General features: G+C 43.5%; 12 protein-coding genes and 1 pseudogene. 5 read left to right on the top strand and 8 right to left on the bottom strand.

The window, feature by feature from the left end:
• The first annotated feature begins 1 nt into the window (after position 1).
• The 3 genes from KFE98_17165 (at position 2) to KFE98_17155 (ending at position 6,147) form a co-directional block, all read left to right on the top strand.
• Complete coding sequence (locus KFE98_17165; protein UTW61720.1) at positions 2–4,837, top strand: hypothetical protein; 4,836 nt, start codon at positions 2–4, stop codon at positions 4,835–4,837.
• A gap of 64 nt (positions 4,838–4,901) precedes the next feature.
• Entirely contained in the window at positions 4,902–5,114 is a 213-nt protein-coding gene (locus KFE98_17160) for a hypothetical protein (GenBank protein UTW61719.1), read from the top strand.
• A 370-nt stretch (positions 5,115–5,484) separates the two neighbouring features.
• Positions 5,485–6,147, top strand: coding sequence for a hypothetical protein (locus KFE98_17155; GenBank protein UTW61718.1), 663 nt, complete (start codon positions 5,485–5,487; stop codon positions 6,145–6,147).
• A gap of 62 nt (positions 6,148–6,209) precedes the next feature.
• Here KFE98_17155 and KFE98_17150 read toward each other — a convergent pair whose 3' ends face one another.
• The 8 genes and pseudogenes from KFE98_17150 to KFE98_17115 form a co-directional block, all read right to left on the bottom strand.
• Positions 6,210–6,860 (bottom strand): hypothetical protein, encoded by a 651-nt coding sequence (locus tag KFE98_17150; protein ID UTW61717.1) that lies wholly within the window; start codon positions 6,858–6,860, stop codon positions 6,210–6,212.
• 289 nt (positions 6,861–7,149) lie between these two features.
• Positions 7,150–8,265 (bottom strand): beta-lactamase family protein, encoded by a 1,116-nt coding sequence (locus KFE98_17145; GenBank protein ID UTW64738.1) that lies wholly within the window; start codon positions 8,263–8,265, stop codon positions 7,150–7,152.
• 115 nt (positions 8,266–8,380) lie between these two features.
• A pseudogene (locus KFE98_17140) lies at positions 8,381–9,246 on the bottom strand (SDR family oxidoreductase).
• Positions 9,239–9,400, bottom strand: a complete 162-nt coding sequence (locus KFE98_17135; protein UTW61716.1) for a hypothetical protein — start codon at positions 9,398–9,400, stop codon at positions 9,239–9,241. The pseudogene KFE98_17140 and the gene KFE98_17135 overlap by 8 nt, the downstream one beginning before the upstream one ends.
• Before the next feature lie 30 nt (positions 9,401–9,430).
• A complete protein-coding gene (locus tag KFE98_17130) occupies positions 9,431–10,126 on the bottom strand; it encodes a PorT family protein (GenBank protein UTW61715.1) in 696 nt (231 codons plus the stop codon).
• Positions 10,127–10,159: 33 nt separating this feature from the next.
• Positions 10,160–11,374, bottom strand: a complete 1,215-nt coding sequence (locus tag KFE98_17125) for a beta-lactamase family protein (GenBank protein UTW61714.1) — start codon at positions 11,372–11,374, stop codon at positions 10,160–10,162.
• A gap of 220 nt (positions 11,375–11,594) precedes the next feature.
• Complete coding sequence (locus KFE98_17120; GenBank protein ID UTW64737.1) at positions 11,595–13,346, bottom strand: tetratricopeptide repeat protein; 1,752 nt, start codon at positions 13,344–13,346, stop codon at positions 11,595–11,597.
• A 244-nt stretch (positions 13,347–13,590) separates the two neighbouring features.
• Positions 13,591–14,112, bottom strand: a complete 522-nt coding sequence (locus KFE98_17115; protein UTW61713.1) for a hypothetical protein — start codon at positions 14,110–14,112, stop codon at positions 13,591–13,593.
• Between the two features lie 159 nt (positions 14,113–14,271).
• Here KFE98_17115 and KFE98_17110 point away from each other — a divergent pair, with 159 nt between their 5' ends.
• A complete protein-coding gene (locus KFE98_17110) occupies positions 14,272–14,994 on the top strand; it encodes a hypothetical protein (GenBank protein ID UTW61712.1) in 723 nt (240 codons plus the stop codon).
• Between the two features lie 60 nt (positions 14,995–15,054).
• Positions 15,055–15,702 (top strand): hypothetical protein, encoded by a 648-nt coding sequence (locus KFE98_17105; GenBank protein ID UTW61711.1) that lies wholly within the window; start codon positions 15,055–15,057, stop codon positions 15,700–15,702.
• Positions 15,703–15,715: the final 13 nt, after the last annotated feature.

Raw genomic sequence — 15,715 nt, 5'->3', positions numbered from 1 at the left:
CATGCAGCACTACGACATTAAATCAAACTTGTTTTCCTCCCAATTGGTGGAGAACATTTCGACAAAAGGTGGACAATCAGCAGCGGACTTTGGTATTTCCGATGGAATGCGTGTCTCCGATCACATCTCCACTGCTTTCTCATCAGCACGTAACCTTTGGACCAATTTTCAACGGGCCAAATCACTTATTCCCGACCATAAAACAGGAGTAAGTGAAACCCGAAATCAATGGATGATACCCTTTTTGGGTCAACTGGGGTTTGATTTAAGTCACATCTCTTCAGAAATGGTTGACGGACAATCCTATACCATCAGCCATCGCGACAACAAATTAGGCGGACTTCCCGTGCATATTACCGGATTTAAGCACCACCTGGATCAAAATCCAGGACGAGAAAGAGGTAACCGTCAGTCGCCCCATGTGCAAATGCAGGAATACCTAAACCATACCGAGCACCTGTATGGGTTGATCAGCAACGGACATCAATTACGACTGCTCCGCAACCACCATCGATTAACCGGTATTCAATACCTGGAATTTGACCTGCAGCGCATACTGGAAGATAATGACCTGGTCACCTTTACCGCCCTGTTTCGCCTGTTACACAGCAGTCGTTTTCCGGCCAAACCCACCGCCGACTGTCTGCTGGAGCATTACCACCTTGAATCGGTGGAAGAAGGGCATCGTATTAGAAACGAACTCAAAAAAGCCGTTCAAAATGCCCTTGAATGCCTGGGCAACGGTTTCTTGATCCAAAAGGAAAACAGCGATTTACGGGAAAGTCTGAATCGAAATGAATTAACCGCTCATACCTACGGGCATAGTTTAAGAAAGCTGATCTATCGCTTACTGTTTCTATTCGTTACCGAAGAACGTCAACTGCTCTTTTTCGAAGACAGTGATGAGGATCAACGGAAATTGTACCGAGACCATTATAGCCTAGCCCGACTTCGATTGATGGCCGAACGGTATTACGCCAGCAGCGATCGTCATTATGACCTTTGGGAGCAATTGAAATTTACCTTTTCCTTTTTTGAGCAGGAAGGTCTGGGTAAAGTGCTTGGCTTGGCCCCTTTGGGAGGGGATTTGTTTCGTCCCGATTCCTTAGCCTGCTTGCAAAATTGCCGGTTGAGCAACCGCTGTTTGTTGGAGGCCATTGAACACCTGAGTCGTTTTGAAAAAGACCAGAAGCAGAAAATTCGAATTAACTACACCCGAATCAATGTTGAGGAGTTCGGAGCGGTGTACGAATCCCTACTCGATCAAATTCCCGTAATCAACTGGGACGCTCCCTCTATGCCCTTTTCCTATCGGGGTGGAGATTCGCGAAAAACAACCGGCTCCTACTATACCCACGACGACCTGGTCAAACAATTGCTTAAAACGGCGCTACGCCCAGTGCTCGAAAAGCGGCTAAAAAACGCTGAAAATGAAAACCATCCCATCCAACTTCGGAAAACTAAACTGGCAGAGGCCGTCCTTGGAATCAAGGTATGTGATCCTGCTTGTGGTTCCGGGCACTTTCTGTTAGGAGCAGCCCGGGCATTAGCTGTAGAATTGGCCCTGATCCGAGCGGATGAGGGCGAATCTACGGCTCTGTATGAAGGTCAGGCCATGCGCGATGTAATTGAACACTGCATTTACGGAGTGGATCTCAATCCCGATGCAGTGGAATTGTGCCGGCTGGTGCTCTGGCTGGAGGCCCATCAGGCAGGGCGGCCCCTCACCTTTTTGAATCACAAGATAAAATGTGGGAACAGCCTTGTTGGGCATTTACAGTGTGAGAGCGAGAACGCCCGTCTGACTGAGTCATCCGGGCAGGAGGACGAGGTATTGCTTCCTGTTATTCCTGATGGGGCTTTTAAGCCAGTGACGGGTGATGATAAGACGGTAGCCAAAAGTTTAAGACAACAAAACAAGGAAGAGCGAGAAGGAATGCTTCGGCTTGACTTTGCCCCCAATTCGATGGAATCCGGATCGCGCTTCCTTACCCATAGCTATCAACAGTTAGATCAGCTTCCTACCCGATCCCTTCAAGAAGTTTGGGAAAAAGAACGAAGCTACCAGCAATGGGAAAACGAGCCTCAACTCCAAAAGCAACGCCTGCTCTACGATGCCTGGACCTACGCCTTCTTTCAACCTTATACCCTGGATCAAAGCCTATGGGTAACTCAAGCTCGTTTACAGCAGATTAATGAAGATCGTATAGATCCCAATCATCCCCTGCTTCAACGAGTGCGCTCTGAAGCTCGGAAAATGGCCTTTTTTCATTGGCCGTTGGAGTTTCCGGATGTGTTTGGCCGAGAGCAAGATCAGCGAGGATTTGATGTTGTGTTGGGGAATCCTCCTTGGGAGCGGATCAAGATTCAGGAGAAGGAATTTTTTGCCAGTCGGATACCCGAGATAGCCAACGCCAGGAATGCGGCTATTCGGAAAAGAATGATTGAGGAGTTATCATCAGAGAACCCAATATTGCAAGAGTTTAAATGGACTCTGTACCGATCAAAAGGATTAGGGCGCTATTTAAGAAATTCCAGTCAATACAACCTAACATCCGGCGGAGACATAAATACCTACTCCATTTTTTCTGAGCGAATCATAAACCTTATATCCAATTTGGGAAGGGCCGGAACTCTTATTCCAACCGGAATTGCAACTGATTACACCAATCGTCATTTTTTCAGATTTCTAATTTCCGGGAATCGGCTAATTAGCCTTTTCGATTTTATCAACAACGCAGGGCTTTTTCCAGACATTCATTGGAGTCTAAAAATTTGCCTTCTCACAGTAAATGGTTCTTCGAGTAATATGGAATTGAAGCCAAAATTCGGGTTTTACCTTTCTCAACCTAAGGAGCTTATTGATCAGTTAAGGATAATCGAAACGCCTAGCCAAGAATTACTTGATTTTAATCCTAATACCCACACTTGCCCTCTTTTCAGAAGTATTATTGATCATGAAATCATCCAAGGCATCTATGATCGACTTCCAATTTTGATTCGAGAAGCGGGCCAAAAGAATCCTTTTACGGCCATAACTCATAGAATGTTTGATATGTCGGCAGATTCTAAAGCTTTTAAGCAAAACACCTTATCAACCAATGAATGGAGGTCTCATGTATTTGCAATGTTCAACATGTCAAATCATTCATCTTACTTCAAATTCGATTCTGAACAATACCAAATAGACCTTCAACTTGACCAAGAGGACTTGCCTTTATATGAGGCAAAACATATCTGGTTATACAACCATAGACATTCGACCTACAAACTGATCAAAGGCAAAAAACCTGAGCACAGACTTCTTGAGGGTCAAGAACAATCAAGTCCCAATATATCTATTATTCCCAGATACTTTGTTCATTCCTCAGCAGTTAAAAAGAGATTAGGAAACATATTAAACTCTGAATCTAAGAATAGAATTGTACATGATTGGCTTCTGGGGTTTAGGGACGTAAGTTGTAGTACCAACCAAAGAACATTTGTTTGTTCCATTTTCCCGTATTCAGCTGTAAGTGGGAAAATGCCTCTAATCTTTCTAGATCAACCTTTATTATTAAAACTGTGTTTTCTGGGAATGGTATCATCCATACCATTTGATTATGTAGCAAGACAAAAAGTTGGTAGCAATTCAGTCTCCATTTTCATTCTCAAACAACTTCCCATAATTCCTCCCGAGCAATTTAGCCCGGAAGACCTCCAATTCATCGTCCCCAGAGTATTAGAACTCACCTACACAGCCTGGGACCTCAAAGCCTTTGCCGACGATGTATGGGAAGAAGCTGATCCTGCTATGCGAAAACTAATCACCAAGCGCTGGAAGGATAATGAAGCTGCCATTTACCGGGAAGAAACGGATCGACCGGACTGGGTTACCTCGAAACCAGAAGAATTCCCCTTCCCACCCTTTCGGTGGGATGAAAACTACCGGCACGAAATTCAATGCGAATTGGATGCCTATTTCGGTATGAAATACGGCTTGAATGAGGAGGAAATGAAATACGTTCTGGATCCCACTCTTTCTCAATTAACCGGTAAAACTCAGGAAGAAAGAGATTCTTTTCCAGGAGAGACTTTCCGGGTGTTAAAACAAAAGGAAATTAAAAAACACGGTGAATACCGAACAGCCATTCGGGTGATGAAAGCCTGGCATCAAAAACCCTGGGAAAACGAAAGCAACTCGGTGAAACGATCGGTTCGACCCACTCCTATGAGAAATCAGCAAGAGGCCCGAAAGATTCCACCACTGATGACCTACATCATCTACCGTCACCAAAGACATCCAGCCCATGCCAAAAAACTGGGACGAGTAAAAATGGAAAAAACACTGCATTTGATCGAGTCCTTCGCCGCCGTGGATCTGGGTCGGCAACCCATTCAAGACGAGTACGGTCCGGCAGACTTTCGGCTCTTAACTCAGTGCGAACAAAAAGCTTCCGATTTGGGCTATTTCAAAGCCATTGAAGAACCGATGGAAAATCGAAAAGAGGGGCAATTTCGAACGCACTACTACAAAACCGTTAAGTTTAAAGAAGGGCTCAAGGAATTTGAAATCCAATTTCAGGATCACCGCCCTACCATAGACCATCTTTTGGAGTTAACTGTCCCCCTCAATCGACGACAAACCGAACTAATAGCCACTGTCTACGCCACCTGGAACAATCTGCTCATGGACGATCCCTACTCCATCACAGATGAAAAAATCATCCGCCAATCCCACAACTGGAGTCCGACCAAACGGGAAAAGTTTACGCTGAATGAGGTTGGACAGGCCCTACAGTGGTTGCAGGAGCATGAGCTTGAGCCCAACGGAAAAGGAAAAAAAGTAGAAAAATAATTTTTATAAATCCAGCTACCTGGCTCTGCATTTACATGGCCATAGTAGCTCAAATTATACTGTTATGCACAGATATTACATGAATGTCCGTCAAGATAGTCGCGGATACAATGAAGTACACAAAGAGACTTGTATTTGGTTACCCAATCCAGAAAACCGATACTATATCGGAGAATTTTCAAATTGCCAAGCTGCTATTGCTGAAGCTAAAAGACAGCACCCCTTGCTGAATCCAGATGGATGCAAACACTGCTCTGAGCCTTGTCACAATGGTTAGGAAAACTTCAATGGTTCACGACTATGAATGGTCGTGAACCATTTTTACAATTACTTAATAACTCCCTTAAACAATAAATATGAAAGACTATATCAGACTATTAAATGAATTTGAATCTTTCCCTACCCTATGCCATTGGTTTAGGTTAATTGCCCATCAAACATGGGACCGAATTCGGTTTGCACGAGATCATGAAGGGCTCAAAATGTTTGAAACTACAATAACCCAAAATCTACTTTTCTCTTTTGCGATCTACAAGATGAAATACGGTGCCCCGATCAATATGTACGAAGCACGGAACGAACGTGCCAATGGAAACGACATTGAATTCTGGATTACCCTTCAGGACGGTAACCAATTGAGATTACCCATGCAGGCCAAAATCATGTACAGCGGTAGCAAATATCCAAGAATGGACCATGTAGGACAGATTGACTCTTTAATTGATTATGCCAAAGGTATAGATGGAATACCTTTATACCTGCTCTACAACTCCCAGGATTCAATCAACTTCTTGCGTTATCCGGATTTTGCCCGTTTTAGTCCTTTAGAAATAAAGCAATTCGGCATTTCCTTCATCAGTGCTCACTTTTTGAAAGAAAACTATTGCAACAAATCTTTTGATAAAGAAGGGAAACCTAAATGGAAAATCCCATCGTTTTTTGACTTACATCCCTATCATGCAGCTCCTTGGAATAACTTAGTATGCCATTCGGAAGCTACAGATTTGGATTCATTTCTTAGTTACTTAAACCTCAAAATTCACGATAAATTAGTGGGAGCCAAGAGAGGCATCAAGTTTGTCAAAATTCATCCTCCGATTGACGCTAAGTGGAAACCATTAGAATTTGAAAGTGAACTAACCTCTGATAAAAATCAACTTGGTTTCATTTCTCCAGGAGATTTTGATGCTTTACCCACACCAAAGGAAACCCCTGAGGAGCAAAAAGAGAAATACGAGAAGTTTAATCCACGGTTCTTAATAAGTATAGATTTTAGAAAAAATGAAAGCAATTTGAGCAACAGCCTTTGAGATTAACGCAAAACCGCAGCCTCCCCAAAAACACGGAATAGGCTGCGGCAAATATCTCTCCCCTAAAAATTCACCCCAAAGTAAAGATTGGGCTCAAACAGAAAGTAGTTCTTCCATTTGTCATCCAGGGCTTTAAACTCGGCTGGTGTACCGGTATCGATTACCCAGAAGTTGCAATGAACTTGAGGCTCGAAGAAGAAGCGTTTCTTCTTGCCTATGGCCCAATGATAACCAAGGTGCACGGAGTTGTACAGCTTGAATCCCGTGCCGACTTTGGTGCCGCTTTCATCTAAGTACATTTTAAACTGGGGCAAAACCTCAATACTGGTGAATAAGCCTTTCCAAATCATACGTTGGTAGGACACCCCAATTCCGGTTTCCCGAACGTGACCTGGGTAGAACTCTGTTTCGGTATCGATTTTATCGGTAAGTCCATCAGACCATTGGATGCCCATGGGTTGAAACAATCTCCAGGTGGCAAATTTCACCCCAACAATGTTCTTGTTATCCAGGTTGCGTTTAACGTGAAATTCAATGTGCCGGGTATTCGTTTTATCATCCCAGGATTTGGTAAATAACTGAGGAACAATAATCAGGGGCACGCTCACCCGGTATTTGTGCATCACCGAGAGTTCCTTGGTCAGTTTAAGGTCGTTTTGGGCAAATGCGGTGAAGCTGCTTGCAAGCAAAAGGGTAATCATTAACTTTTTCATAATCAATTGTTTTTCGTTTCAGATGTTTTTGTTATTTGATGAATTCACCCCCTACATAGGAGGCTTTAATTCTGAATCAGATGGCCATAGGATGAACCCACTCCAACGATTCAACAGTGCAAGTTTCCGGCGGATTTAAAGGGATTTCATCCTGATAGGAAAGTGTGGCTTTGGACTTAATGGGCTATGATTCAAAGGGCCTCAAAATGCGACCAACAAGAATTAGCGAGTTTAAAAACACTCAATTAGGCATGAGTCAATTCAAAATTCAGAATTCAGAATTCAAATTTCAAATCTTCTCACACTGCATCAGCACTTTCACCATCAGCATTACGGCTTCTTTTGACGTTTCCAATTGATTCAAGGTACTCACCAGGTACATATCCAATTCAGGGCAGTAATACATCGAAGTACCATTCAATCCGGAATGACCAACCACATGCCACCTGGGTAAGATCGGGGCCAGTTCCTTAAATTCAATCTTACGCAAGCCAAAGCCATAGGTCATGCCCTTGGTTTCCGGCGTCCATTGCTGCATGAGGGCCAAGGTTTGCTCAGACACCAACTCCCCTTTCATCAATGCCTTCTGAAAGGTGATCAAATCCTTTCCTGTTGAAACAATAGCTCCCCCTGCCCAGTCTGCACTCAAACTCTTAAATGTGCTGATCTCCTGGCTGCCCAGGTACATTTCAGCCATAGTTTGAACAGATGAGCTCGGCTGAGATCGTTGATTGAGGTAGGTCTGATTCATCGTAAGTGGATCGAAAATATGTGTAGCCAAAAAGTCGTGTAAGGCCATGCCACTCACCTTTTCGATGATCATACCGAGCAACACATATTCTGTGTCGGTGTACCGGTACCCCCTGCCTGGAGAAAAGGAAGGTTTGAAATGAGCCTTGGAAAAGGAAATCAACTCCTCGGGTGTCCAGAACCGATTGGGATCTGTGACCAGCAATTCGAAAAGGCTGGGTGTACCATCCAGGGTTTGGGTATCAAAGTAGTCGGGTAAACCAGAAGTATGCTGCAACAAATGCGAAACCTGGATGGAATCACTATAGTCTACTCCATTCCATACGTGTAGGCCATCCGTCGTTTCACGGGTCAAGTACTTCGAAATCGGATCCTCAAATCGAATCTTTCCCTGATCCACGAGCAGACCTATGGCCGTTGCCGTAAAAGTTTTACCAATGCTTGCCGTATAAAACGGGTTCTTCAAGGTCACCTCACTCCCATCTTTGAAGGTTCCCTTGGCGGAGTGCCATTCAAAATCTTTGGAGGGCGAATAAAGGCTCAAATACACATTATGTACGTCTTTCTTCTTGAGTTCCCGTTCAAGAAGACGATCGATTCGTTGAAGTACCTTGTCTTGATTGCTTTGTCCCATAAGTAAGCATGTGCTTGCTATACCGATGAATAATAAACCGAGCTTTTTCATTTCAGATAGAATTAATGTCTGTACAAATCTTGCCGATAAGCGGACAGGAAACGTCCGGGATTCTACTTTGCATGAGATTCAGCACCTATTTAGTCTTCTTCGCAACCTCGGCTTCAAAGAAATCCTTCAACCGATGCACCCCGTATTTTGGAGCTATGTTGTCGAAAGATGCCAACGTGAGAAAGAATTCAAGGGGCCATAAGTTTTAGGAGAAGTAAAGCTTCGAAGAATAAACAGGGTCAATCGCCGCATCCAATCGGGTAAATGGACGAATTTCCCTTTCTGATTCCAGGCATCGAAAGCAAGCTGAGCGATTTCATTCTGGGTTAAAATATCAGGTCCGCCGGCCGTAATTTCCATACCCAAGGGCAATGCCAGGTGATTGGCACATACCACTGCTAAATCCTTACCGTGTATGGGATTGAGCTTATTCTCCCCATGTCCAAAGAAGTAGGCCTTTCCTTTTTTGGTCATTTCCAGAAAATCCTTCATATCTGAAAAGAAACCATTTGGACGCATAACGGTGTAAGGCAATCCGGATAAGCGCAAATCGTCAACAAAACGTTCCTTGGCTTCAAAAATCTTTAAATGCCGAAGCTGATTTCCACCAATGGCAGACACATACAAAAAGGACTTAACCTCTGCCTTTACGGCTTCATCCAGCAAGTTTTTATTGCCTTGATAATCTACATCCATGTAGGTCAATCCGTCTTTCTGACGAGTGATTCCAACGGAGGTAAAGACCCAATCTACGTCATCGCAAATACCTTGTAAAGTCTCTGGCTGCGTAATATCCCCCAGAAAAAACTGGTGTACTCCGTCAAACATTTCCTGCTGACTCTTTTTTCGGATTAAAACCTTTACGTTGTAGTTTCTACTGAGGAGTTCCTTCACTACGAACTGCCCCAGGTAACCCGTAGCACCAGCTACGAGAACATTTTTTTTAGTCATTTTCTTTTTGATTTAGGTAATTCTGTTTTCCAACTTTTGGTCGGTTGGTGGTTGGATTTTGAGTTCCATCTGGCCAGTTACCGGCTAAAATGGGTTCGGCAATAGCCCAAAAGGCTATTCCTGTTTTGGGTGTCGATCGTAGAGGTTTCATCATCGAAGTTTGGGGGATTAGAAATCATTGATATTATCGATGAGCCCAGGGCATAAAGGAAAGCGGCACGGAGTATCCTAAAGAAAAGGTCATTCCTCGATTGGTCGTTTTGCTCCAAACACCGGGTTTTTCCCCTTTGAATTTGGTGTTGTCGGTGAGGCCAAGGCTGTATCGGGCATCTAACAGAATCGATCCTGGGCCGCATTGAAAAGAAGCTCCAACTCCACCCACAACGTTCATTTCAAACCGCTTACTCTTGGCTCCAGGCCCATCGATGAAAGAAACGCCATTGATCTTTTTATCTGCGTCTCCTATTTGCTTCACCGTGTAGCGATTGGTGGCGTATCCGAAGCTTGGACCCAAAAATACGTGACCTTTCAGCCTGTTCTTGCCGAAGTTGGCTTTGAACAAAACCGGTATTTCCAGGTAATTGGTTTTCACGTCCGTGGTTCGCACGTCGGTTTCCCAGTGATTCTCAAATCGAACGCCTTTTTGAACAAAGGCTATTTCGGGCTGAAGCGAGAATCGTTTGTTCAATTGAATGTCAATAGGAACGGCAAAGGCCAGCCCAGAAGTAAACTTAGTCTTGGAGTTAATGTCTTCGTTGTGAACTTTAAACACACTGGTTCCAGCTCTTAGACCAACCGTAAGTTTTTGAGCTTGAAGCTCTCCTGAAGATATCAGGGCAATTAGAAGAACGAAGAGAAAGTAAAAGGGTAAACGTTTCATGGTAGTAAGTATTAATGTTTGCTAGGGAATGAATTAGTTTCTTGAAAATTGATCCAGAGAAAACCGAACCTGACGAAGAAATTGGTGGAACTCCGATTTATGATCTGGCGTTGACGCGTCCATATTGGTAAGAATGAGATACCCAAATCCGGTGCGTTGGTTAAACTCAAGGTGACAGGAAATACCTGGGTCTCCCCCGTCGTGAGTGAGCTGCTGATCGTTAATAAACCAGAACGTGCCTTGGTTTTGTGCCATCGATGCCGGGACCACTCCAGAAGCCAATTGAGGTTTAAAAAGTTGATTATAAGACTCGTTAGACTGAAGTACCTTAGAGCCTTGATTAACCATTTCAAGCAGGTATTTGGCTAAGTCGTCGTTGGTGGTATACAAGCTTCCATCCGGATATGAATCGTTTGCATAAGGAGGTAAAGGTGTTTTCCTATCCCAATAAAGGGTAGCCAATTGATTGGGATTCTGATTCTCGATATAGTATGAACTGGAAGACATGGACAAAGGCGCCAATACCTTGGTTTTCACATACTCCTTAAAGGGCATTTCCGTAGCGGACTCCACCAAAAAGGCACACAACGAACTGGCCACATTAGAATATCTCCACTTACTCCCGGGTTGCTCCGAGCTGAAATTATCCAAGCTATAGTACTTCCCATTGGGGAGGTAATAGCTCCTGAGGTATTCCTCCAGAGAAACTCCATCGCGCATTTGCATACCCATGGCCGATTTCAAGGCTTCAGCTCCGGCCCCATTTCCTTTATCATCGGGCAATTGGTAATAAGCCTTCAAATACATCTGCTGATTATCCATCAGTCCTGATGTATGGGTCACCAAATGCTTTACCCGAATAATCGCCTCCGGATTTTTAGGGTTTCTAACTGTAAAGGGTAGAATGGAGTTTATATCCGTCTCCAAGGTAAAGTAGCCCTCTTCAATGGCTCTGATTACTGCAATTCCAATAAAGGTTTTGCTTATTGATCCAATGGGTAAAGAGGTCTGGTTGGTAAAGGCTGATCGCTGTTCCAAATTGGCGCTTCCAAAAGACTGCTGGTAAACCAATTGGTTATCCTTCACCACGGAAACAGCAAATCCGGGGACCTGCGAAAAATCATGGATTTCAGTTAAGGCTTCACTCAACTCATCGGTTGTAGTAATGTTTTGGTCCTTTTTCTTACAGGACGGGGCCAAAAGAATCAGCCCGGCAATCAAAAGATTAGAAAGTAGTATAGATTTCATTTTCAGGAGTTTTAATGATGTTTTTGAAAAAATTCCTGAGGCAAAGAAGGGGTGATCAAAAGGCATCCGCGTTCCAAAATGTAATTGCGGACCTCTTGATGAAAATCAACACTTTTTGGATCGGAGGTGAGATTTCGCACTTTTGGTGCCAACGCCCATCCAATCCCATGAAAGGTCAGTGGCGAAGAGAGAAAGGAAGGATTCTATCGAATGCCGAGGATTAATCAGCCTGTTCCTTTAGCCAGTTTTTAGGAGTAGTACCTTCCCTCTTCTTAAAGAAGGAGTTGAAAACCGATTTGGAATTAAAACCACTTTCGTAAGCCATTCCTAATAAGGTCAGGTGGTTGTTGCTTGCATCAAGGGCCATCTCCTTAAAAGCATGGAGACGATACTCGTTGATGTATTCATTAAAGTTTTTGCCAAACTTCTCGTTGATCAACCAGGAAAGCTTATTAGGGTGAAGGTTTATTTCCTGGGCCAATTGCTTCAAATTGAGAGACGGATCCAAATACAACTTCTCCTCCACCAACGCCTGTTGGATCGAAGCTAAGTGTTTTTCCAATTCATCCTTGGAGAGCACCGATGCCTTGGTCGAAACCTCCACCACTGGTTTTAGTGCTTCGTTTTGCCAGTCAAAGGAACCGGGATACACCTGCGTTAAGAGTTGCTGAAACTTATCCAGCTTGTGCAACGGCGTCAAAAAAGGATCATTGTTGAAATTGATCAACTGCCCGGATCTTACGGCAATGGCCTTTTCCAAAATTTCCAGGGCCAACTCGTGGTTGCCCATGTGCACCTGTAGGTACAAATCCCAATTGATCAAACTGGCTGCACTTGCATTGACTTGATCCCTCACCTCTTCCAGGTTCACATCCACCGGCTCGTTGGGATGGATGAGTTGAAACAAGGCTCGGCATTTGGTAGGTTCCTCCACTTGTGGCCGACTTAAGAGAAAACGGTTGAGCGCCTGGTAATCGCCCAATTGTATGTTACAAGCTACGATAACCTCAATAGCCAAGGCAAATTCAGAATCTACCTTTAGCGAAGCCTCCATGCTGGCAATGGCTTTATCAAAATGTCCCATGAGGTAATGGATCATCCCCTGGGTATAATAATGATTGGCCGATAAGGGATTCAACTCAATGGCTTTTTGGCAGTTTTCCTGAGCTTGTTCAAATTGTCCCAAAGCCAAGTGTAACTCGGCTAAGGCCTCAAGTGCATCGGTAAAAGCGGGATTCAACTGAATGGACTTATTCACCTCCCGATAGGCTTGCTCAAAATTCCAATTTCCCCATAGGCTAATGGTTGCCAAAGCAAAATAGCCCAGGTAAGAGTCTTCGTCCAACTGCATCACCTTTTCCAGGTATTCTTGGGCATCTTGCATACCTTGCTCGTAAGGAATAAATCCCCAGGAGGCACAAATACCAGAACACAATCCTGCTCCAAAATAAGGGAGGGAAAAAGTCGGGTCCAGCTGAATGCTTTCCTTGTAATACTCAATACCCAAAAGCAAATCAGCTCGATTCCACTTGAGGTGATGGTAACGACCTTTTAAGTAAAAATTGTAGGCCTCAAGGCTCAGCGTAGGTGCAGTGACCAAATGATCCTGTACATCAAAATGCCCGAAATTTTCCCGGAGCTGATCAGCGATGAGGAGACTTATCTCATCTTGGAGGGCAAAAATATTGGTCATTTCCCGATCAAAGATCTGTGACCAAATATGCGTCCCATCCGAAACATCAATGAGCTGGGCTGTAATACGCAATTGATTCTGTGCCTTCCTAACACTACCTTCCAAAACCGATTGTACACCAAGCTGCTTGCCAATCTCCCTCACGTCCATGTGCTGGTTCTTGAAAGCAAAAGAAGAAGTACGGGCAATTACTTTGAGGCTCTTAATCTTGGTGAGCGCATTTATAATCTCTTCGGTAATTCCATCGCTGAAATACTCGTTATCCGGATCCGAACTCATATTGACGAACGGAAGAACAGCAATCGATTTATCAGCTATAAAATGAGGTTCCGAGGAAGGCATTAAACCAAAAATAAAAGCGCTTTACAAAAGAATCTATCTATTATCAAAATATCCCTGCTCTACAGCCGTCGTTTAAATGAATTGATAGGCCTGCAACAGCCCGAACGAAGATATCAAAAAGCCGGATTGATACAAGACTGCGGGAACAAAACCAATGGGCCAGTCATCTGGTTCAACTTGATCAATAAGAAAGGTAAAATGGAAGGCACTTATCCGTTCGGGTTTCCAATTGAATGGTATACAAAACCCGGTTATCGTATTTCACTTCCAGCGTATGCTTCTCCTTAAATTCTCCGTTGTCATACTTAAAATCAGCCGTCACGGTATTGTCCGAATAACAACTCGGTAATCCATTGGAACGATAAGCCCTCCCAAGAACGTCTATCACTCCCCTTTTCTCTCCATCCAAGTAAACCGTTAAGTCCATAATATTGTAGAAGTTAAAGGTAGAAACATCCTGTTCGCGCAGGTAAAAAACCACCGAGCCCGAATAGGTACAACTGTTATCACTTCGGGTACATTCAGCACAATAATTATCTGCCGCAGCCATCTGGCATCCATAAATGTATTCGCAAGACTGATCGTCCTCTTTGGCTTGGTCGTCATAATTCTTAGCCACCGGATCGGTGCAACCTTTCTTCTGACAGGCGTTCAGAATCAAAAAAAGAGAGGCAAAGGCGGTAAGCAGAAATAATCGAGACATATTTTGTTGATTTAGTTGGAAGACCAAAGTAATAAATTAGGCGTACTACCGGTAAAAGATCCCTCTCCTTACAGAGCGTCATTTGGACCTTACTGCATTGTGCTGAACCAAGTGGTACATGAGAAAGTCCTACTTTCGGCGCAAATTTTAAAACTAATCATGACTCGCCCCCTATCCTCCCTAATTTCCCTCCTTTTTCTGCTATTGTTCTTTCAATCATCCATCACTGCCCAAGAAGTGAAGGGAATGCGCTACTCCATTTCTTATTCAGCCATCGAGAAATGGGCTCAAGACAATCCTGAAATTGCTGCCGGAATTATGTCAAAGATGCCTGAACGTATGCCCTATTGGTGCGATCAATACCAGGTAGACAGTCTTTTTTATCAAGTGTTTTGGAAATCAAATAGTGAGCTTATGTCCATCAAAATTCACTCGGTAAAGGATAGGTCCGTTTACGTTCTGCTTCCTGATAATTCCCTTCGAAAGGAAAGCGAGAATCCAGGATTAGACTCCGTAAAGTTTGAACCCTTGGAAAATCCATTCATTGATGGAGAGGATACCTTAACAGGACTCAAGTTAATTGATCACAATGCGCTCCCAGTTTGGATCTATGATTCAGAAGACCTACCAACTGAAGCGGTCATCAAAGTGGATGGTGGTATTAATGACTATCCTGAAGTGCTTTTTCCCATGATGTTCAACCGATATCCACAACGAATTAAAATAGAAATGCTCTTTGTCAACTCGTCTTTTCGGGCTGAGCAAGATCTAAGCAGCAAGGATGCAAAACTGTACTTTGTATTATCTTCTTTATCCGAATCCATTAAATCCAAAACCAATCGAAGAATCTTATTAAATGGCATTGTGGACTATAAGCCATGAAATACGACCTTACTTTAAACTATCATGCAAGTATCCGAAGAAAGCAAACTGCTAATGGATGTGGATTTTATTAATGCCAAATCCAAGATTGCAGCCATTAACAAGCTGGCGGAAGACTATCAAAAAGTGGTGAGCACCGATTTATCGTTCAGAAGCCGCTATCCAAAATTGTCACCAAAATTTGGCAGATTAAATAAACGAAAACAAATAGGCCGAGAATCGATGTGGGATTGGCAGGCCAAATTCAGGGATATTTTCGAGCGCTCATCGGTCCAACATCAAGCCTTGTTTGTCTATCAATTTGCAACATTTGAAGGGCTATTGGGTATGATCCTATTACATGTGGAAGGCCGAAGAGAACTTTTTGAGACAACAGGAAAGACCGAAGAAAAAGGCAATAACAACTTAGTTGGTCTAAAAGATTTTAGAAAGAGGTTCAAACAACATTTTCCTGAAACAAAATTCCTGGTATCAAACGAACTTAGTTTTTGGAAAGAAGTCCGGAATACTATTGTCCACGGAAACGGAAGATCAAATAGCAAATTGGAAAAAGCCGAAAGGACATTAGGAAGAAATCCTTTGGAGTACAAATCCCTTGATCTCCTGTCCTTAAACGATATCAAACAGGTCGGTGAGGTTCTCCTTGATTTAATAGATCTGCTGGAAAAGGAAGTGGCCCTGTTCTCCGATCAAATTGTGAAATCATAAGGCCATCAGGCAA

This window comes from bacterium SCSIO 12741, from assembly GCA_024398055.1.
Classification (GTDB): domain Bacteria; phylum Bacteroidota; class Bacteroidia; order Flavobacteriales_G; family Salibacteraceae; genus SCSIO-12741.
Note: the sequence above shows the minus strand (reverse complement) of the source record. Positions and strands in the feature narration are given on the sequence as shown.